Raw genomic sequence first — 17,819 nt, 5'->3', positions numbered from 1 at the left:
CTTATGGATGTGGAGGTAAAAAAAGATAGCAGCGGCCAAACCTATTTAAAGGATCATGAAGTCAAGGAACTGATTAAACGAAGCCAGACAGGTGATCAGGGTGCAAGGGATTTAATCGTTCAGAAGAACATGCGTCTAGTCTGGTCGGTTGTTCAGCGCTTTTTAAACCGTGGGTATGAGCCTGACGACCTTTTTCAGATCGGCAGCATCGGTTTGCTCAAATCAGTAGATAAATTTGATCTTTCCTACGATGTAAAGTTTTCTACCTATGCAGTGCCGATGATTATCGGGGAAATCCAACGATTTATTCGTGACGATGGAACCGTCAAAGTTAGCCGGTCATTAAAGGAAATGAGCAATAAAATCCGCAAGGCAAAAGATGAACTATCGAAAAATTTCGGACGGACCCCAACAGTCAATGAATTAGCTGAATACCTCGACGTATCAGCTGAGGACATCATCTTTGCTCAGGAGGCAAATAGAACACCTGCATCTATTCATGAAACTGTATATGAAAACGATGGAGACCCGATCACTCTCCTGGATCAAATCGACAATGGAGAAGAAGGCAGATGGTTTGATAAGATCGCGTTAAAGGAAGCCATTCGCGAACTCGATGATAGGGAACGGCTGATTGTGTATTTGCGGTATTATAAAGATCAAACTCAGTCAGAAGTGGCTGTCAGACTTGGGATATCACAGGTTCAGGTTTCTCGTCTAGAGAAAAAAATATTACAGCAAATGAAGGGCCGTATGGATTTGTAAAATCCATACGGTTTTTTTTATTGCCCACTATAATGTGCAAGACAAATTAGCCGTGCTTTTATTTTATTCAACTGCAGTGCATTCATTCGACCTCCCAGTAGTTTTTTGGAGATACGAGCCATAGATTCGGACTTCCAGTGCTTGTCGAGGCTGGATAGGCGCTTCCGCTTTTATTTTATCCAGCTTCGCCTTCTAGAAACTCGGAAAACTTCAACTCCTCCGACAGAAGCAAAGAACGCTTCTTAGTCGGAGTTTCCAGTTTTCTCGTTTCTAAACAGTCGGCTCCGCTTTTATTTTATCCATTTATTGGGCTTCATGAAAAGAATTAACCAACGAATACTATAAAAAACAGGAAATCAATGTGTTGGGTGTGAAATGAATGGAAAAAACAATTTACATTCGAATGAGAACTAGGCTGCATGTCTTTCCGAATCAGTCAGTTTATTTAAAGGATATTGCCCAGATCATTTCTAGTGAACACATATTTCAAGAGTTAAGTATGCTGCCGGTCTACAAGGTTTCCCCAAAAGATAACAATCTTATCGTGCTAGATATTATGAAGGTCATCGGGTTTATAACCGAGCGGTATCCTGCCATTGAAATCCAGACTATGGGTGCACCACAGACAATTATTGAGGTTGTTTATAAAAGAAACAAACTAAGTCCAGTGTTCGTAGTGTTAATCTGGTTTCTGCTCTTTTTAGGAGCCGCTCTAACAATAATGAATTTCCATGAGGATGTAAGCATGCAGGAAGTACAGCAGCGCTTATATACAATTATGACAGGAAAATATGAAGCAAAGCCCTTGCTGTTCCAAATCCCCTATTCATTTGGAATTGGGCTCGGTATGATCTTGTTCTTTAACCATTTATTTAGAAAAAGAATCAACGAAGAACCAAGCCCGCTTGAAGTTGAAATGTTTAACTATCAGCAAGCCCTGGACCAGTATGTTGCAGTCAATGAAAATAAAGAAAGTATAAAACAGCTGGATGACCATTAAGGTGTTATTTGTAATTCTTTCGGGATTTGCAGGCGGGTTAGCAGTTGGAGCGGGTCTCGTGGCATTCCTAACTGTACTAGGAATTCTTCCGCGATTAACACAGTTATCAAAAACAATAAAGTTCTTAAAATGGTATGAATGGGCTGTAGTACTAGGTGCAGTCACAGGAACAATTGGCAGCCTTCAAGACCCTATCCTGCATCTTCCGGCATTTCTGCTCATTCCGATGGGGCTTGCAGGAGGAGTATTTGTAGGCTTGCTTGCTGCAGCGCTGACTGAAGTTTTAAATGTCCTTCCCATACTAGCTAAAAGGGTGGGAATACAAGATAAAATTATCCTCTTGCTGATGGGGATAGTGCTTGGCAAGGTTTTCGGTTCATTATTCCAATGGATTTACTTTGTTGACCGTTAGAGTATTCTCCTATGAAAGGATCGCTGGCTATGACAACTCGAAGGAAGGTTATCCTTATAACAGATGGGGACGAATACGCGCGTAAAGCAGTTGAAAGGGTTGCAGCCGACATCGGTGCCAGATGCATATCTGCTACACACGGAAATCCGTCTTCTTTAACAGGTCCAGAAATTGTTGGATGGATTAAAAAAGCTGTCCACGACCCAGTACTCGTAATGTTTGATGACAGCGGGTTTGTTGGAGAAGGCGCAGGAGAAAAAGCGTTAAAATACGTGGCCAGGCACAAGGATATTGAGGTGCTTGGTGTAATAGCAGTGGCTGCAAAAACTAGAAAGGCGGAATGGACAAAAATTGATGTTTGTATCGACCAAGATGGAGAACTTACACCCTATGGTGTGGATAAGTATGGAATCCCTGAGATGGACCTAGGCAGAATCAACGGGGATACTGTTTACTGTCTAGATCATTTGAATGTTCCGCTGGTTGTCGGAGTGGGGGATATTGGAAAGATGGGCCGTAAAGACCACTATGAACTAGGTGCCCCAATTACAAAGAAGGCGGTCGAATTAATACTAGAAAGGAGCGGATATGATGGGGACAGAGACTAAAAAGAAGCCCATTCCTAAGTCTCTTGAAGAGATAGAAAGGTACTATAAAGAAAGAATCGGTCTTGGTGAAAGTTTTGATTTAGGAGTTAGAAAGCTAAAAATACTAAGAAAAAATGTTCATTTTTATTATGTTAATGGGCTCTGTGATACGCAGTTTATCATTGAAATCGTAGAAGAGCTGATTGGAATTAATGATCGTGAGAAGCTATCAACCAATTTATTTCAATTGGTTGAAAACCGCTTGGCCCACCAGTCGGTAACGAAAATAGAAAAACTCGATGAATCTGTAGATCAGGTTCTTTCCGGCTTAATCGTTGTCTTTGTGGAGGGAGAAACCACTGGCCTGGTTGTTGATGTAAGAAGCTATCCTGGCCGTCAGCCAGAAGAACCAGACACAGAGAAGGTAATCAGAGGGTCTCGAGATGGGTTTGTTGAAAATATCATTGTTAATACAGCACTTACAAGAAGACGGATAAGGGATGAGAGGCTTAGGTTTGAGATGCTGAAGGTAGGTGAGCGATCTAAAACAGATGTCGCACTAGCCTATTTAAAAGATGTTGCTAATCCTGATCTTATTGATGTTGTGAGAAAAGAAATTAATTCAATTGAGATTGATGGGATTACAATGGCGGATAAAACAGTTGAAGAGTTTATGGTCAAACAAGGATACAATCCCTATCCTTTAGTAAGGTATACAGAGCGGGCTGATGTTGCAGCCACCCACATACTGGAAGGCCATGTTCTCGTATATGTAGATACATCACCTAGTGTTATCATCACTCCAACTACATATTTTCACCATCTGCAGCATGCGGAAGAGTTTCGGCAGTCACCGGCTGTTGGAACGTTTGTCAGATGGGTACGTTTTCTTGGCGTTCTTGCCTCTTTGATCCTTTTGCCATTATGGTTTTTATATGTTTTAGAACCTGAAATGCTTCCACAAGCAATTTCGTTTATCGGGCCGAATGAGGAGTCTAATATTCCAATCGTTCTTCAGCTCTTTTTTGCCGATATAGGGATAGAGTTTTTAAGGCTGGCAGCTATCCATACACCTACACCTCTCTCGACAGCAATGGGCCTGATTGCAGCAGTGCTAATCGGTCAAATTGCCGTCGACGTTGGCTTATTTGTGCCGGAAGTCATTTTATATGTAGCTGTTTCGGCTATTGGTACGTATGCTACACCAAGCTATGAGTTGAGTATAGCAAACAAATTAGTCCGTCTCATTCTTCTGATCCTTGTAGCCTTGTTCCACTTCCCTGGGTTTATGATTGGAACAACGATCTGGATTCTTTTCCTAGTACACATAAAATCTTTGAATAGCCCATATATGTGGCCTTTTATCCCGTTTGAGCCTACAGCATTTATGCAGATTCTGATTCGACGCGCTGTGCCAGGATCTAAAATCCGTCCGAGTATCGTTCATGCTAGAAACCGTGTTAAACAACCTCTTAAAAGTTAAAATGCAATTGCGAATTGACATATAATATGATAAAGTGAGTTTACTTAAATTTGGATAAACTATGAACAAAAAGACAGTTTTATTTTTAAACTGTCTTTTTATTAAAAAATAGAACTTCGTTTGAATGAACATTTGGAGATTAGGAATGAGGGGAAAAGTATGCAGTTTCATGGTACAGCAAAAATCAACAATCAAGGACATCTAGAAATTGGCGGAGTGGATACAATTGAACTTGCAGGCAAGTTTGGAACCCCGCTCTATGTTTATGACGTAGCGTTAATTAGAGAAAGGGCAAGAAGCTTTCGTAAAACGTTTGAAAAATTGGGTGTCACAGCACAGGTAGCATACGCTAGCAAGGCTTTTTCAACAGTTGCAATGGTTCAGCTAGCTGAAGAAGAAGGGCTTTCGCTTGATGTGGTATCTGGAGGAGAACTCTACACGGCTATAGCAGCAGGATTTCCAATTGAAAAAATTCACTTTCATGGAAACAATAAAAGCAGGGAAGAGCTTGAAATGGCTTTAAATTACCAGGTTGGCTGCATCGTGGTTGATAATTTTTATGAACTGGAGATGCTTGAGAGACTTTGCGGTGAAAAGGGGACGAAAGCGAAGATCCTTCTGAGGGTAACACCTGGTATTGAAGCCCATACACATGATTATATTTTAACTGGGCAGGAAGATTCGAAATTTGGCTTTGGGCTGCAGAACGGGCAGGCAGATCAAGCTTTTGATTATGCAATCGATGCTAAAAATCTCGATTTACTTGGGGTTCACTGCCATATTGGCTCACAAATTTTTGAAACAACAGGTTTTATATTAGCTGCCAGGAAAATCTTTGGAAAATTAAATGAATGGCATAAAGACAAAGGGCACTCCGTAAAAGTGTTAAACCTGGGTGGAGGATTCGGGATTAGATATACAGAAGAGGATGATCCGATTCCAGCTTCGCAGTACGTAGAAGAGATTATTGCTGAAGTAAAAGTACAGGCCGACCGCTTTTCCATGAGCATGCCTGAAATTTGGATTGAACCAGGCCGATCCCTAGTAGGGGATGCAGGAACTACACTCTATTCAATTGGTTCGCGTAAAGAAGTGCCTGATGTTCGGCAATATGTAGCTGTAGACGGGGGAATGAGTGATAATATTCGACCAGCCCTGTATCAGGCGAAATATGAGGCGATTATAGCCAATAAAGCCTTGGAGGAACCTGAAGAAACAGTTTCTATAGCAGGTAAATGCTGTGAATCAGGGGATATGCTTATTTGGGACTTGCCTCTTCCTAAAACGGACAGCAACGATATTTTAGCTGTTTTTTGTACCGGCGCTTATGGTTATTCGATGGCAAATAATTATAACAGGCTAGCCAAGCCTGCTGTTGTATTTGTTGAAAATGGCGAAGTACGGCAAGTCGTAAAACGAGAAACCCTTGAAGATTTAATTCGACTGGACATGCCGTTAAAGGAAAAGGTAAAAAGTTAAGCGCCCGCACGGCAGCTTAACTTTTTTCATCGTTTAGGAAACAATAAAAGTTCCGATTACGGATATCCGTATGATTGCCGTAACCGGCTCCCGGCGACTAGTGTACTTCGTCCAAATTCCTGTCATTAGCCAACATATCCTGCCGCTGCGCCTCTACGTGTTTTCGTATCTAAGTAGATGCCTCCCGGTTACTTATTGGCTTTGCTTGGATAAAGAGATGGTCCTAGTGTAGAATTACCTTGTAGGGAGGAAATCAATTTGAATAAGAAAAACTGGATATTATTTATCCTGATGCTAGTGCTGGCACTAGGCTGGGGAGTAGTCTATTGGCTCTTTATTGGCCCTCGCTGACTATTAAAAATATCATTTGAAGTATTAAAATGAATTATGTATTATAATAACAACATGCATTGCCTTCGATAAAAGCAATAAAGAACCAAGGAAGCCAAATAACATATACTGTATAAGGTTTAACTTTACGCTGTAATGGAAAAAATGGGTTTGTTATAGTTAACTATATTAGTTTGACTAATTAATGAGGGATAAAAATGTTGATTCGTTACAAAAAATCATTTGAGAAAATTGCAATGGGCTTATTGTCATTTATGCCTAATGAAAAAGACCTGAAGAAGTTGCAGCAAACGATCAAAACTTATGAAAGTGAAGATTGCTGGCAGCTATTTTTGTGGAAAGAAGATGACATCATTGGGCTAGCTGGGGTCATATTTGCTGAGGGAAACAATTTTGAAATACAGCATATATCCGTTAACCCATCCCATCGTCAACAAGGTATCGGAAAAAAGATGGTAACAGCGCTTAAAGAACTGTACCCGGAAAAAACCCTGCTTGGTAATGATGACACTGCTTCATTCATTGAAAAATGCAGCTCAGAACAAATTGATTTAGGCAGTGGATGAAGTCATCCTACTGCCTTTTTTTAAAGGTTAACTCCTACGCTTCACCTCGAGTCAAAAGCCATGCGCTTACTAAAGAGGCTGTTCAAGGCGATTTGTTTTTTTACTGTGAATAGGGAGTGTATTAATTCCTTTTTAGCTTAAGGGCTTTTAGTCGGTCATTAATAACCTCACTTCTGTCTCTGCTAGAATGGCGGTTTAAGATATCCTCATTTGCCATATCACTTTCTTTGAGCCAGATATAACCCATCCGAATACTCTCCATTTTGCATGTGTTTAATAGTCTTTCATCAGAAATGGGCAGATTAAAACTTTTATAAGGTGTTTCAGCTCTCAAATCTTGCATCTTGGAATCCAGCAGTTTTTCTAAATCCTGTTCATCAAGGCCGAGCCTTGCAGTGTCGGGTTTGGTTTGCTGAAAGATACTCAGCGACTTCTCAAGGGTTCTGATAGCACCTGGGAAATTTCCGCGACGGTGATGATAAGCAGAGACGGCAAGTAATATGAGAGCAACGTATACAGAGTTTTTGTTTCCTTTATCAGTTTCTTTCCAGTATTCCTCTAATAGTTCATGGCATTCAAAATAATCCCGGCTGCCGTGGAAGTGGATTAAATACTCAATATATTGTTGTGGATACATAAAAACCTCCTGCCCTCAGTTTTAACGAGAAAAATATTTGTATTTACAGCTTATCATATGTACAAACATGGCTCAAAGTGCATTTCATCTAATGCCGATGATCTGCTGGCTGTTACAATTATTTATATCAGTAAGTATCCGTATCCAGAATCATTTAAATCACTCTTTAGTATGTTTACTTTTCAGCCAGCTTTCAGGAAGGTAAGAGCTGTGAGGTCTTACCATAAATTTTTTATTGGATAACTTTTATAAATCCTCTATAATGAAAACTTAAGACTCTTAGAATGCTGGTGGGAAATGATGCAATACAATGTGAAGTTTGATGCTTTTGAAGGACCGCTGGACTTGCTGCTTCATCTTATTAATCGTCTTGAGATAGACATTTATGATATACCGGTGGCTAACATTACCGAGCAATATTTACTATACATACATACAATGAAAGACCTGCAGCTGGATGTGGCAAGCGAATATTTGGTCATGGCTGCGACTCTCCTTGCGATCAAAAGCAAAATGCTGCTGCCTAAACAAGAAGAAGACCAGTTTGATGAAAGCTTTGATTTTGAATCCGAAGAGGATGACCCTCGAAATGAATTAGTTGAACGGCTCATTGAATATAAAAAATATAAGGAAGCTGCAACTGACTTGAGGACAATGGAGGAAGAACGAGGATTAATGTATACGAAGCCTCCGAGCGATCTTTCTGATTACAGCCGTGAAGCCGCATTGGATCTTGGAAATATGGATATATCTCTGTATGATATGCTTGGGGCCTTTCAAAAGCTTTTAAGAAGGAAAAAGTTACAGCGGCCAGTGTCAACAAAAATTAGCCGGCAGGAAATTTCGATTGAAAAGCGAATGGCTGAAATTCTTGAATTGCTGGGCCGGTTTAATCATCGTAAAAGCTTTTACGAACTTTTTCCTGTTCCTGAGAAGGAGCATATAGTGGTTACGTTTCTTGCGATTTTAGAGCTAATGAAGCGAAAAGAAATCAGCATCGACCAAGAAAGCAATTTTGCCGAAATATTCGTATCCTCGAAAGGAGCGGAACTACTTGGAAATCATTAATTGGAAAGGAATTCTGGAAAGCCTTCTTTTTGCTGCAGGTGATGAAGGGCTCTCCTTAAAACAAATATCCGGTGTTCTCGAAGTGGACGAGTTAAGAGCAAACGAATTTATCTCTGATTTACAGGAGGAGTTTGAGTCCAGCAATAGAGGGGTAACAATTGTCCATCTTGCTGGAGTTTATCAGCTTGTGACTAAAAAAGAATTTGCTCCTTACTTAAAAAAACTTGTAGAATCACCGGGCGCTGCACATTTATCCCAGGCCGCTCTTGAAACGCTGGCGATAGTAGCCTATAAACAACCTATCACCAGAACAGAAATTGAAGAAATTCGCGGAGTAAAAACAGAACGGCCAATACACACCTTAGTTTCCCGGGCACTGATTAAAGAGGTAGGCAGAGCTGAAGGAACCGGGCGAGCTTATTTATATGGGACGACAAAAGAATTTTTGGATTACTTCGGATTGAAGAATATTAAAGAACTTCCTCCACTTCCAGAAAAAGTAGAGGACGATCCAACAGAGGAAGATGCGGATTTGTTTTTTGAAAAATTCCAAGAATCAGTTGATTTGTAAGCAACACGGCTGAAAATATGATAAAATAAATTAACTATTTTAAATGCTTCAGAGAATGAAGCGAATTTTTTCTTCTTAATAATATATTTAATCAAGGTTATTCCCTTGTAAAAATCCGGAGGGGCTAAGATTGAAAATTATTCGTTCTAATGGCTATGAGCTGGAAAAAGAGAAGTCCAATACCTCAGAGGATTTTTTTAATCGGAGTGAGGTAACGTTTGCTGAGAATGGACAAGAAAAAACATTGCATGTTTTATATGTCCGCTTCTTTGAAGAACAGATGCAAAACTTCACACCTTATGAACAAGATCCAATTTTCAAAGCTAACTCACGTGAAGTCTTCTTCAGGGATATAGTTGCGCTAGTTTGTTTATTGAAAAATCCGGGTTTCCGCCACCGGAAACGTGTTTACATTAATTCACAGCAGGATTTTGCGGAAGTTTTCAGTGGCATTAATTATGAAAAGGTAACTGAAGTATTAATGTCGATAGAAAGTGGGCAGCCATATGAACTTCAATCTGCTTTGGAGTTTATTATTCAGCCAACTTAAATTTTCGGAGGTGTACAGTGGGAAATACGATTGTTCATTCACAGCTTAAAGATGTTAAAGATTTTCTTAGCAATACGGTTCTAAAACTAGAGGATTTTCTTAATGAAACTACGCTCAGCAGCATGGAGCAGGAAATTCAAGGCAGCGAAGATTATAATAAGACAATTTTGTCTAATCTTCGTAAACTGCTTGTTTCTTGCGAAGAAGGCCTTGAAGCTTGTAAAGTTGTCCTTCAAGGTGATCCATTTTCCAAACCTGCTGCGGAAAAAACCCTTTTCGGAATATATTACCATTGTATAGAAGAGTTTTTTTCTCCTAGAAGTGACGTTTGGTATGAAGACAGCCGTTCCGCCTATACAGGAAAAAACTCAATTAAATTCAGGCAAGGTGTTACTAAGGGTGTAGGCAGTCTTATGGCTGGACTTGAAGGTGAGTTTCAAAGAATCAGGGAAGAACTTGAATATTATGAAACAGATTACCGTACTAAAATATTACATTCTAAATAAAGTATTAAAAAAGAGAGCAGCCGTGAACTGCCCCTATTGTTGTAGGGCGGTTCACTAAAGCACTCTTTTTTTTTACGTGGAATCCAAGATTGATGATTTGTTCTTTTCAATCCTGCTAATTCATTCAAGATTTGCATTTTCGCAGCATAGGTATGGTACAAGCAGATTTGAAATTGGAGGATGAAATGATGAGCAAGTTTGAGGAATATTTTAAGGAAGTAGGTCAATGGAACGAAAGATGGAAAAAGTTTTTGGAGGCTGAAGAAATTTCTAAGTCTGAAAGTGTATGGGACAATCTCGACCGGTTTACTGACATAGTAGAAAATCTTTCTTCGACTGTAGATGAGAAAGCCCTCGTTAACCTTCAATTGGAAGTCGAAACACTGCACAATGAAATGGAGAATTATTTTTCTTCAAGGCAACAAGTTGGCTCGATATGGATAAACGAACCAGCCGTTCCGCTTGGACAACATAAGCTTCCTCCATTGGCTTACCCATATGAATCTTTAGAGCCGTTCATATCTTCCGAAATCATGAAACTCCATCATCAGAAACATCATCAAACGTATGTCGATGGCCTGAACCAAGCGGAAGAGAACCTTAAAAAAGCAAGGGAAAATGGGGATTATAGTTTGTTAAATCATTGGACTAAAGAACTTGCTTTTCACGGATCGGGCCATTATTTACATACAGTTTTTTGGGAAAACATGAGTCCAAAAGGAGGAGGAAAGCCGGAAGGAAAGCTGATTAATATGATAGATAGTTACTTTGGCAGCTTTGAAGTGTTTAAAAAGCATTTTACTGAAGCGGGCAGTCAGTTACGAGGGGCAGGCTGGGCACTTCTTGTCTGGTCTCCTCGTTCTCGCCATTTAGAAATCCTCCAATCCGAAAGCCATATGATCTATACACAATGGGATACCACACCACTCTTAGTTTTAGATGTTTGGGAGCATGCTTACTATCCCCAATATAAGAATAATAGAAGAGCGTATGCAGAAAATTGGTGGCAGGTTGTCAATTGGCGTGATGTAGAAAAACGTCTTGAACGAGCTTCTGAAATAAAGTGGCCCCCTTATTAACAGAAGTTTGTTATTAGCCAATCTGGACAGTAGAAAATAAGTTCGAGTCATATTGGACCTTGTCCTGCATAAACTTGTACAAACCCATAAAGGAGACGAGGTTTGTTCAATGATTAGAAAATGGATTATTTTGGCTTTGGCTGCGGTCCTGCTTTTTATGAATACCCCGCAAAAAACCGAGGCAGTTTCTGTGAGTGCCCAAAGCGCTATTTTAATTGAGCAGGATTCCGGCAGGGTTATTTATGAGAAAGACGCCCATACTGTCCGGAGAATTGCAAGTATAACAAAAATTATGACTGCAATTCTTGCCATAGAATCTGGGAAGTTAGACAGACAGGTAAAGGTAAGTGAAAATGCAGCTCGGACAGAAGGTTCCGCGATCTACTTAAAGCCAGGAGAAAAAATTAAACTAGAAGACCTTACATATGGCTTGATGCTAAGGTCTGGTAACGACTCAGCTGCTGCCATTGCTGAATATGTTGGCGGGAGCCTGGATGGCTTTGCTTATCTTATGAACCAAAAAGCAGAAGAGATTGGGATGAAAAACACTCATTTTGCTAATCCCCACGGGTTGGACGACCATGAAAACCACCATTCTACAGCTTATGACATGGCCATATTAACAAGATATGCAATGAATAACGAAATCTATAGAAAAATTGCAGGTACAAAAGTTCACCGCGCTCCAAATCCCAATGAATCTTGGGAAAGAGTGTGGCATAACAAAAACAGGCTGTTAACAGATCTCTATGAATATTGTACTGGAGGAAAAACAGGTTATACAAAGAGGGCTAAAAGAACACTGGTAACAACAGCATCAAAAAAAGGCTTAGATTTAATTGCAGTGACGCTCAATGGCCCTGATGATTGGAATGACCATATACAAATGTATGAATCTACTTTTGGTTACTATAAATTAGTGGAGGTATTACCAGAGGGTAAAATCGAGGGAGTAAAAAGCAAAGTTTACAAAAACAAGCTGTATCTGGAGCACCCAGTATACTACCCAGTAACCAAAAAGGAAGAAAAACTGCTAAATGTTAAATATCAGCTTCTAAAACCCCGAAAAGAATGGAAGGACAGTACACAGGTACCAAATATAGTTGGTAAAGCTATTATATATTTTGATGAAAAACCGGTTAAAGAGCTGCCTGTCCATTTTGAAAAAACAGAAAAGAAAGAAGAGAATTCCTTCTTTAAGCTTTTCAAAAGTATCTTTACATCTATTATAGGCCTGGACAAAAATGGTTAATTACATTTGGGTAAGCATGACGGTAATAGGCCTTGTTTTTGCTGCAGTAAATGGAACGATGGCAGAGGTTAACGAAGCTATTTTCACGGGTGCTAAAGAAGCTGTTACCCTTTGTATCGGTTTAATAAGTATTTTGGTATTCTGGCTTGGAATGATGAAAATCGCAGAAGAAGCTGGCTTATTGGCTAAATTATCTCAATTATGCCGTCCTCTTGTTAAAGGCTTGTTCCCAGAAGTTCCAAAAGATCATCCTGCAATGGGATATATTCTTTCTAACATGGTTGCCAATATGTTTGGGCTCGGGAATGCGGCTACCCCGTTAGGCATTAAGGCGATGGAGGAATTAAAGCGGCTTAACGGAGGAAAGGATTCGGCAAGCCGATCAATGATTACTTTTCTGGCCATTAATACGTCCAGCCTGACACTTATTCCAACTACTGTGATTGCTATTCGAATGAATTACAATTCAGCCTCTCCAACCGATATAGTTGGCCCGACCATTATTGCTACCCTTTGCTCCACTATTGGGGCGATCATGATTGATCGATATTTCTATTATAGAAGAAGTCGTAAAGGATGAGTCCCGATGCAAATGATTTCTGCAATATCTCTATGGTTCATCCCTGTACTGATTGGGTTTGTATTGATATATGGAACAATAAAACAAGTCCCAACCTATGAAAGTTTTGTAGAGGGCGGCAGGGAAGGAATAAAAATTGCTGTATCTATTATCCCCTTCCTAATTGGCATGATGGTCGCAATATCAGTCTTCAGAGCCTCGGGAGCACTAGATTTTTTAATGGATTTCATTAGGCCAGGAATGGAAATGGTTGGGATACCACCTGAAATCGTACCGCTCGCCATTATTCGGCCGATCTCAGGGACGGCAGCTCTTGGAATGACAAGTGATATAATTGGTGTTTATGGCCCTGATTCATTCATTGGCAGACTTGCTGCAGTCTTACAGGGTAGCACGGATACCACGTTTTATGTGCTCACGGTTTACTTCGGTGCAGTAGGTATAAAAAAAATGGGAGATGCGCTGAAAGTAGGCCTGTTAGCTGATTTAGTTGGGATTGTGGCAGCCATAGTTGTAGTAACAGTTGTATTTAGTTAAACTAAGGTTCCAGAAATGGGGCCTTTTTTTGTTTGTTCTTGCGCCCTTGCTTTGAAATTCGGACAACTTATGTCATAATTCAGTATGGTAGAATCACAAAAATATTCGAATTAACATTAAAATATCAATTATAGAGGTGACCTCATGGAAAGACTCCAAAAAGTAATCGCGCACGCTGGAATAGCTTCAAGAAGGAAAGCAGAGGAACTTATACAAGAAGGCAAGGTAAAAGTAAACGGAAAAGTGGTCAAAGAGCTGGGAATAAAGGTTACGCCATCTGACCGTGTTGAGGTTGAAGGGATACAAATTGAGCGGGAAGAACCAGTTTATTTTGTATTTTATAAACCGCGTGGCGTCATTTCAAGTGTTAATGACGAGAAAGGGCGAAGAGTAGTTACTGACTACTTTGAATTTATTAAAGAAAGGATTTATCCAGTAGGCAGACTTGATTACGATACTTCAGGATTGCTTCTTTTAACAAACGACGGGGAATTTGCAAATGAACTTATGCACCCACGGAGTGGGGTGGAGAAGGTCTATGTAGTGAAAACAAAAGGAATACCTTCGCGTGAAAAACTTAAAGAACTTGACCGGGGAATCCGCCTTGAGGATGGGAAAACTGCACCTGCAAGAACCAAAATGCTATCAATGGATAAGAAAAAGGACTCTTCCATTATTGAGATAACTATTCGTGAAGGCCGAAATCGACAGGTTCGCAGAATGTTTGAAGCCATCGGACATCAAGTAGTAAAGCTTAAACGTGAGAGATACGGAACATTGAATTTGGGAGGCTTAAAACCAGGGGAAATTAGGGAACTAACGCCTCATGAAGTTAAGCAGCTTAGAACTCTTGCCATGAAACACCAGTGAAAAGTCATAGAACGTTCACAGTTATTCAAGTAAACAACGTGACCGTATTGTAAAATGATATAATAGTAATCCGTATGGGGTGGAGGATTTTAAAATGAAAAAACGGCGTACAGTAATCAGAACGGTCATTCTGCTTGTTTTAGGGGGAGCCGTTGCCTATACGCTTTATGCCAACTTGACAAAAGATAACATACAAAAAGTTGAAATTGGCAAAATGGCACCTGATTTCGTCCTTGTTGATAGGGAAGGCGAACAGCAGAGATTATCCGATTATAGAGGCGAAGGTGTGTTTTTGAATTTTTGGGCAACTTGGTGCAAACCATGTGAGAGAGAATTTCCTTATATGGAAACACAATATCAAAGGTATAAAGATCAGGGTGTACATGTTCTCGCTGTAAATGTAAGTGAGTCCGATGTAGCCGTAGATAAGTTTATTGAACGGCATAACCTTACATTTCCAGTAGTTATAGATAAAGACGGGCAGGTTCAAACTGCATACGGAATTAATCCTCTTCCAATTACTTTTTTGGTTAATCCAGATGGGGAAGTAATTAAATCTCATACTGGAGAGTTGACGGAAGACAAGATTCAAGAGTATATGGAGTTAATTAAACCTTAACGTGCATACAGGGAGATTTTGTTATGAATGAAGTTAAGTGTGAATGCGGACATGTAAATCCGCATGGAACAATACTATGTGAATCCTGCGGCAGAATTCTCGATGACAAGGAGAAAGATAAACAGCTCCTTGATATGCGTTACGAGGGAAGTGCCAGAAGGTCGCAAACATATAATAAAACAATTATCGATAAGATTTGGAACTTCTTTTCATCCGTAAAAGTAGGTGTCTGGCTAATAGTGCTGACTCTTGGAGCTTCAGCGTTAGGAACCATTTTGCCGCAAGAAATGTATATCCCTCCGGTCATGCCAGCATCAGAATATTATGAGGATCAGTATGGCTGGGTGGGTAAGCTATATTACGAACTTGGGCTCCATAATATGTACGGTTCCTGGTGGTATCTAATCCTAATTGCGAGTATTGGAGTTTCACTTGTAATCTGTAGTCTGGATCGTGTGGTGCCTCTTTATAGGGCTTTAAAAACGCAGCGTGTTTCAAGACATGAAGGCTATTTAAAGCGCCAAAGGTTGTTCGGGATCTCAGATACAGCCGATGCAGATATGGATTTAGAGAAAATCAAACAAAAGCTGAAAGCTAAACGTTATAATATTAGAGAAGAGAATGGGAATTTATTGGCTGAAAAGGGCCGCTTCTCAAGATGGGGGCCATATGTTAACCATGTTGGTTTAATCATCTTTCTTGTCGGCGGGATGCTTCGGTTTGTGCCGGGTATGTATGTTGATCAAATTCTGTGGGTCCGTGAAGGGGAAACAAAGGTTATTCCTGGGACAGACGGGCAGTATTATTTGACTAATAATGATTTTATTCTAGAAATCTATGATAAAGAAACTGATGATGAAGTTTTTGATGCTGCAATTGACCGGGTTGGAACAGTTGTAAAAAACTATCAAACGAACGCAACACTCTATCAGAAAAAAGGGAATACAATTCCCGGTGAGAAACCTGAGCTTGAGAAGATAAAGGATAAAGAGATACGTGTCAATGAGCCGTTAAAGATTGATGGCTTTGCTTTGTATCAAGTAGATTATAAGCGTGATGAATTGAACAAAATGTTATTTAGGCTTGAAAATAAACAAACTAAAGAATCGTATGGCAATATTACAATTGATTTATTCGACCCGCAAACAGAATTCGACCTTGGAAATGGGTACTATGTTGAAGTGATGAGCTACTTCCCCGATTTTGAGTTTGATGGGGAAGGGGATCCGACTACTAAATCTAGAATCCCAAATAATCCTGCTTTTGTTTTTAACATGGTTACTCCTGAAAATCCGGATGGGGAGGTCAGCTTTGTTGCAATTCAACAGACAATAGAGCCGCTTGGAGATAATGAATACAAAATGGCATTTAATGGAGTAGAAACAAAGGATGTTTCTGCACTTACAGTTCGAAAAGACCTTACGCTATGGATTATCAGTCTTGGTGGAGCTATATTTATGATAGGTGTTATCCAGGGAGCATACTGGAACCATCGCCGTCTTTGGATTCGAAAAATGGACGGACAAATATGGACAGCAGGACATACAAATAAAAACTGGCATGGTCTTAAACGAGAGCTGGAATCAGTCTTTGATGAAACAGGGCTTCCTGCTCCAAAAGACCAGTTGAGCGAAGACAAAAAGGAATAAGGAGAGTAAACTATGGCACAGCTTAGTTCAAATTTATTATATACAGCCTTTGTTTTATATTTGGTTTCAATTGTTTTCTTTAGCGGAGCCATTAAAGCAAAGTCTGCTGATGGGACAAAAATAGCTCCAAGCCGCTCAGCTAAAATTGGAATCTTAATCACTATTATTGGTTTTATAGCACAGGTTGGATATTTTATAACAAGGTGGATAGCTGCAGGACACGCGCCTGTAAGTAATCTATTTGAATTCACTACCTTTTTTGGAATGGCGCTCGTTGGTGCTTTTATAGTGATTTATTTTATCTATCAAACACCATTGTTAGGATTGTTCACCCTTCCAATTGCCGTTTTAATTATTGCCTATGCAAGTATGTTTCCCAGAGAAATTTCACCTTTGATACCAGCATTACAAAGTGATTGGCTTCATATTCACGTTACCACCGCTGCATTAGGCCAAGCGGTACTTTCAATAAGCTTTGCAGCTGCTTTAATCTATTTGGTGAAAGTTATTGATCAAACCAAGTCTGATAAGAAGACCTTTTGGCTAGAAGTGATCATGTATACACTAATTAGCACATTAGGATTCATTATTGTATCAACCGCATTTTCAATGGCTAATTATGAGTCAACGTTTAATTATATTGATAAAAATAATGCTGAAGATCAAATTGAGTTTGCTATGCCTGCAATTGTTGGGCCTAATGAAGGTGAACTGCAGTCAGAAGGAAGCTTCCAGCCTCTTATTGAAATGCCGGCAATCATTAATGCAAAGAAATTAAATACCCTAATCTGGTCTCTTGGATCCGGTCTCCTTTTATATGGTCTATTAAGACTGATCTTTAGGAAAAGGGTTTCTGCGATGCTTCAGCCATTGGTTAAAAATATCAGTGCTGATCTTGTAGATGAAATCAGTTACAGATCTGTATTAATTGGTTTCCCAATTTTTACTCTTGGCGCATTAATTTTTGCAATGATATGGGCTCAGATTGCTTGGACACGATTCTGGGGCTGGGATCCAAAAGAAGTATGGGCACTGATCACTTTCCTATTTTATGCAGCGTTTCTGCATTTGAGGCTGTCAAAAGGCTGGCATGGGGAAAGGTCAGCATGGCTTGCAGTAATTGGATTTGCTATTATGATGTTTAATCTTATAGCTGTCAACCTTGTTATTGCTGGATTGCACTCTTACGCTGGTTCATAAGGCTGTTTTGCTAAGGCCGTCCATTTATGCGGTGAAGGCCTTTTGTATACTCAAAACA

General features: G+C 39.9%; 20 protein-coding genes. 19 read left to right on the top strand and 1 reads right to left on the bottom strand.

The features are described 5' to 3' along the window. The first annotated feature begins 3 nt into the window (after positions 1-3). From sigF to HRJ06_RS16540, 7 genes are all read left to right on the top strand, one after another. Positions 4-765: an RNA polymerase sporulation sigma factor SigF gene (gene sigF, locus HRJ06_RS16570; RefSeq protein WP_174734071.1), complete on the top strand. Its 762-nt coding sequence runs from the start codon at positions 4-6 to the stop codon at positions 763-765. A 379-nt stretch (positions 766-1,144) separates the two neighbouring features. After that, positions 1,145-1,765 (top strand): stage V sporulation protein AA, encoded by a 621-nt coding sequence (locus HRJ06_RS16565; protein WP_174734070.1) that lies wholly within the window; start codon positions 1,145-1,147, stop codon positions 1,763-1,765. Then, positions 1,755-2,177 (top strand): stage V sporulation protein AB, encoded by a 423-nt coding sequence (locus HRJ06_RS16560; protein ID WP_174734069.1) that lies wholly within the window; start codon positions 1,755-1,757, stop codon positions 2,175-2,177. Before HRJ06_RS16565 ends, HRJ06_RS16560 begins: the two co-directional genes overlap by 11 nt. 29 nt (positions 2,178-2,206) lie before the next feature. Continuing rightward, the gene (gene spoVAEA, locus HRJ06_RS16555) at positions 2,207-2,785 is read left to right on the top strand and encodes a stage V sporulation protein SpoVABEA (RefSeq protein ID WP_174734068.1); all 579 of its coding nucleotides are present in this window, start codon (positions 2,207-2,209) and stop codon (positions 2,783-2,785) included. Further along, positions 2,769-4,247 (top strand): spore germination protein, encoded by a 1,479-nt coding sequence (locus HRJ06_RS16550; RefSeq protein ID WP_422392738.1) that lies wholly within the window; start codon positions 2,769-2,771, stop codon positions 4,245-4,247. Before spoVAEA ends, HRJ06_RS16550 begins: the two co-directional genes overlap by 17 nt. A gap of 159 nt (positions 4,248-4,406) precedes the next feature. After that, complete coding sequence (gene lysA / locus HRJ06_RS16545) at positions 4,407-5,726, top strand: diaminopimelate decarboxylase (RefSeq protein ID WP_174734066.1); 1,320 nt, start codon at positions 4,407-4,409, stop codon at positions 5,724-5,726. Positions 5,727-6,274: 548 nt separating this feature from the next. After that, a complete protein-coding gene (locus HRJ06_RS16540) occupies positions 6,275-6,643 on the top strand; it encodes a GNAT family N-acetyltransferase (protein WP_174734065.1) in 369 nt (122 codons plus the stop codon). A 121-nt stretch (positions 6,644-6,764) separates the two neighbouring features. Here the strand turns inward: HRJ06_RS16540 and HRJ06_RS16535 are convergent, their stop codons facing one another. Continuing rightward, a complete protein-coding gene (locus HRJ06_RS16535) occupies positions 6,765-7,280 on the bottom strand; it encodes a DUF309 domain-containing protein (protein WP_174734064.1) in 516 nt (171 codons plus the stop codon). A gap of 300 nt (positions 7,281-7,580) precedes the next feature. Here HRJ06_RS16535 and HRJ06_RS16530 point away from each other — a divergent pair, with 300 nt between their 5' ends. The 12 genes from HRJ06_RS16530 to ccsB all read left to right on the top strand — a co-directional run bounded on the left by HRJ06_RS16530 (position 7,581) and on the right by ccsB (position 17,761). Then, positions 7,581-8,348 (top strand): segregation/condensation protein A, encoded by a 768-nt coding sequence (locus HRJ06_RS16530; RefSeq protein ID WP_174734096.1) that lies wholly within the window; start codon positions 7,581-7,583, stop codon positions 8,346-8,348. Then, positions 8,335-8,919: an SMC-Scp complex subunit ScpB gene (gene scpB / locus HRJ06_RS16525; RefSeq protein WP_174734063.1), complete on the top strand. Its 585-nt coding sequence runs from the start codon at positions 8,335-8,337 to the stop codon at positions 8,917-8,919. The genes HRJ06_RS16530 and scpB overlap by 14 nt, the downstream gene beginning before the upstream one ends. A gap of 130 nt (positions 8,920-9,049) precedes the next feature. Further along, positions 9,050-9,469, top strand: coding sequence for a hypothetical protein (locus tag HRJ06_RS16520; protein WP_174734062.1), 420 nt, complete (start codon positions 9,050-9,052; stop codon positions 9,467-9,469). Positions 9,470-9,486: 17 nt separating this feature from the next. Next, positions 9,487-9,975 (top strand): DUF3907 family protein, encoded by a 489-nt coding sequence (locus tag HRJ06_RS16515; protein WP_174734061.1) that lies wholly within the window; start codon positions 9,487-9,489, stop codon positions 9,973-9,975. Positions 9,976-10,163: 188 nt separating this feature from the next. Beyond that, on the top strand, positions 10,164-11,054 hold the full coding sequence (locus HRJ06_RS16510) for a superoxide dismutase (RefSeq protein ID WP_174734095.1): 891 nt from the start codon (positions 10,164-10,166) through the stop codon (positions 11,052-11,054). 109 nt (positions 11,055-11,163) lie between these two features. Continuing rightward, on the top strand, positions 11,164-12,306 hold the full coding sequence (locus HRJ06_RS16505) for a D-alanyl-D-alanine carboxypeptidase family protein (protein ID WP_174734060.1): 1,143 nt from the start codon (positions 11,164-11,166) through the stop codon (positions 12,304-12,306). Beyond that, positions 12,299-12,886, top strand: a complete 588-nt coding sequence (locus HRJ06_RS16500) for a nucleoside recognition domain-containing protein (protein ID WP_174734059.1) — start codon at positions 12,299-12,301, stop codon at positions 12,884-12,886. The genes HRJ06_RS16505 and HRJ06_RS16500 overlap by 8 nt, the downstream gene beginning before the upstream one ends. Positions 12,887-12,892: 6 nt before the next feature. Further along, complete coding sequence (locus HRJ06_RS16495) at positions 12,893-13,423, top strand: spore maturation protein (RefSeq protein ID WP_174734058.1); 531 nt, start codon at positions 12,893-12,895, stop codon at positions 13,421-13,423. A gap of 144 nt (positions 13,424-13,567) precedes the next feature. Continuing rightward, the gene (locus tag HRJ06_RS16490) at positions 13,568-14,293 is read left to right on the top strand and encodes a pseudouridine synthase (RefSeq protein ID WP_174734057.1); all 726 of its coding nucleotides are present in this window, start codon (positions 13,568-13,570) and stop codon (positions 14,291-14,293) included. A gap of 94 nt (positions 14,294-14,387) precedes the next feature. Continuing rightward, the gene (resA, locus tag HRJ06_RS16485; RefSeq protein WP_174734056.1) at positions 14,388-14,912 is read left to right on the top strand and encodes a thiol-disulfide oxidoreductase ResA; all 525 of its coding nucleotides are present in this window, start codon (positions 14,388-14,390) and stop codon (positions 14,910-14,912) included. Between the two features lie 23 nt (positions 14,913-14,935). Next, a complete protein-coding gene (resB, locus tag HRJ06_RS16480; protein ID WP_174734055.1) occupies positions 14,936-16,561 on the top strand; it encodes a cytochrome c biogenesis protein ResB in 1,626 nt (541 codons plus the stop codon). A 12-nt stretch (positions 16,562-16,573) separates the two neighbouring features. Next, entirely contained in the window at positions 16,574-17,761 is a 1,188-nt protein-coding gene (gene ccsB / locus HRJ06_RS16475) for a c-type cytochrome biogenesis protein CcsB (protein WP_174734054.1), read from the top strand. The last annotated feature ends 58 nt before the right edge of the window (positions 17,762-17,819 follow it).

This window comes from Mesobacillus harenae (assembly GCF_013343715.1).
GTDB lineage: Bacteria > Bacillota > Bacilli > Bacillales > Cytobacillaceae > Mesobacillus_A > Mesobacillus_A harenae.
This window is presented reverse-complemented; position numbering and strand designations above follow the sequence as displayed.

What these genes read in the sequence shown, in the direction of transcription:
- sigF (WP_174734071.1), top strand. Translation starts at nt 4, where the DNA reads ATGGATGTGGAGGTAAAAAAAGATAGCAGCGGCCAAACCTATTTAAAG.
- HRJ06_RS16565 (WP_174734070.1), top strand. Translation starts at nt 1,145, where the DNA reads ATGGAAAAAACAATTTACATTCGAATGAGAACTAGGCTGCATGTCTTT.
- HRJ06_RS16560 (WP_174734069.1), top strand. Translation starts at nt 1,755, where the DNA reads ATGACCATTAAGGTGTTATTTGTAATTCTTTCGGGATTTGCAGGCGGG.
- spoVAEA (WP_174734068.1), top strand. Translation starts at nt 2,207, where the DNA reads ATGACAACTCGAAGGAAGGTTATCCTTATAACAGATGGGGACGAATAC.
- HRJ06_RS16550 (WP_422392738.1), top strand. Translation starts at nt 2,769, where the DNA reads ATGGGGACAGAGACTAAAAAGAAGCCCATTCCTAAGTCTCTTGAAGAG.
- lysA (WP_174734066.1), top strand. Translation starts at nt 4,407, where the DNA reads ATGCAGTTTCATGGTACAGCAAAAATCAACAATCAAGGACATCTAGAA.
- HRJ06_RS16540 (WP_174734065.1), top strand. Translation starts at nt 6,275, where the DNA reads ATGTTGATTCGTTACAAAAAATCATTTGAGAAAATTGCAATGGGCTTA.
- HRJ06_RS16535 (WP_174734064.1), bottom strand. Translation starts at nt 7,280, where the DNA reads ATGTATCCACAACAATATATTGAGTATTTAATCCACTTCCACGGCAGC.
- HRJ06_RS16530 (WP_174734096.1), top strand. Translation starts at nt 7,581, where the DNA reads ATGCAATACAATGTGAAGTTTGATGCTTTTGAAGGACCGCTGGACTTG.
- HRJ06_RS16510 (WP_174734095.1), top strand. Translation starts at nt 10,164, where the DNA reads ATGAGCAAGTTTGAGGAATATTTTAAGGAAGTAGGTCAATGGAACGAA.
- HRJ06_RS16505 (WP_174734060.1), top strand. Translation starts at nt 11,164, where the DNA reads ATGATTAGAAAATGGATTATTTTGGCTTTGGCTGCGGTCCTGCTTTTT.
- HRJ06_RS16500 (WP_174734059.1), top strand. Translation starts at nt 12,299, where the DNA reads ATGGTTAATTACATTTGGGTAAGCATGACGGTAATAGGCCTTGTTTTT.
- HRJ06_RS16495 (WP_174734058.1), top strand. Translation starts at nt 12,893, where the DNA reads ATGCAAATGATTTCTGCAATATCTCTATGGTTCATCCCTGTACTGATT.
- HRJ06_RS16490 (WP_174734057.1), top strand. Translation starts at nt 13,568, where the DNA reads ATGGAAAGACTCCAAAAAGTAATCGCGCACGCTGGAATAGCTTCAAGA.
- resA (WP_174734056.1), top strand. Translation starts at nt 14,388, where the DNA reads ATGAAAAAACGGCGTACAGTAATCAGAACGGTCATTCTGCTTGTTTTA.
- resB (WP_174734055.1), top strand. Translation starts at nt 14,936, where the DNA reads ATGAATGAAGTTAAGTGTGAATGCGGACATGTAAATCCGCATGGAACA.
- ccsB (WP_174734054.1), top strand. Translation starts at nt 16,574, where the DNA reads ATGGCACAGCTTAGTTCAAATTTATTATATACAGCCTTTGTTTTATAT.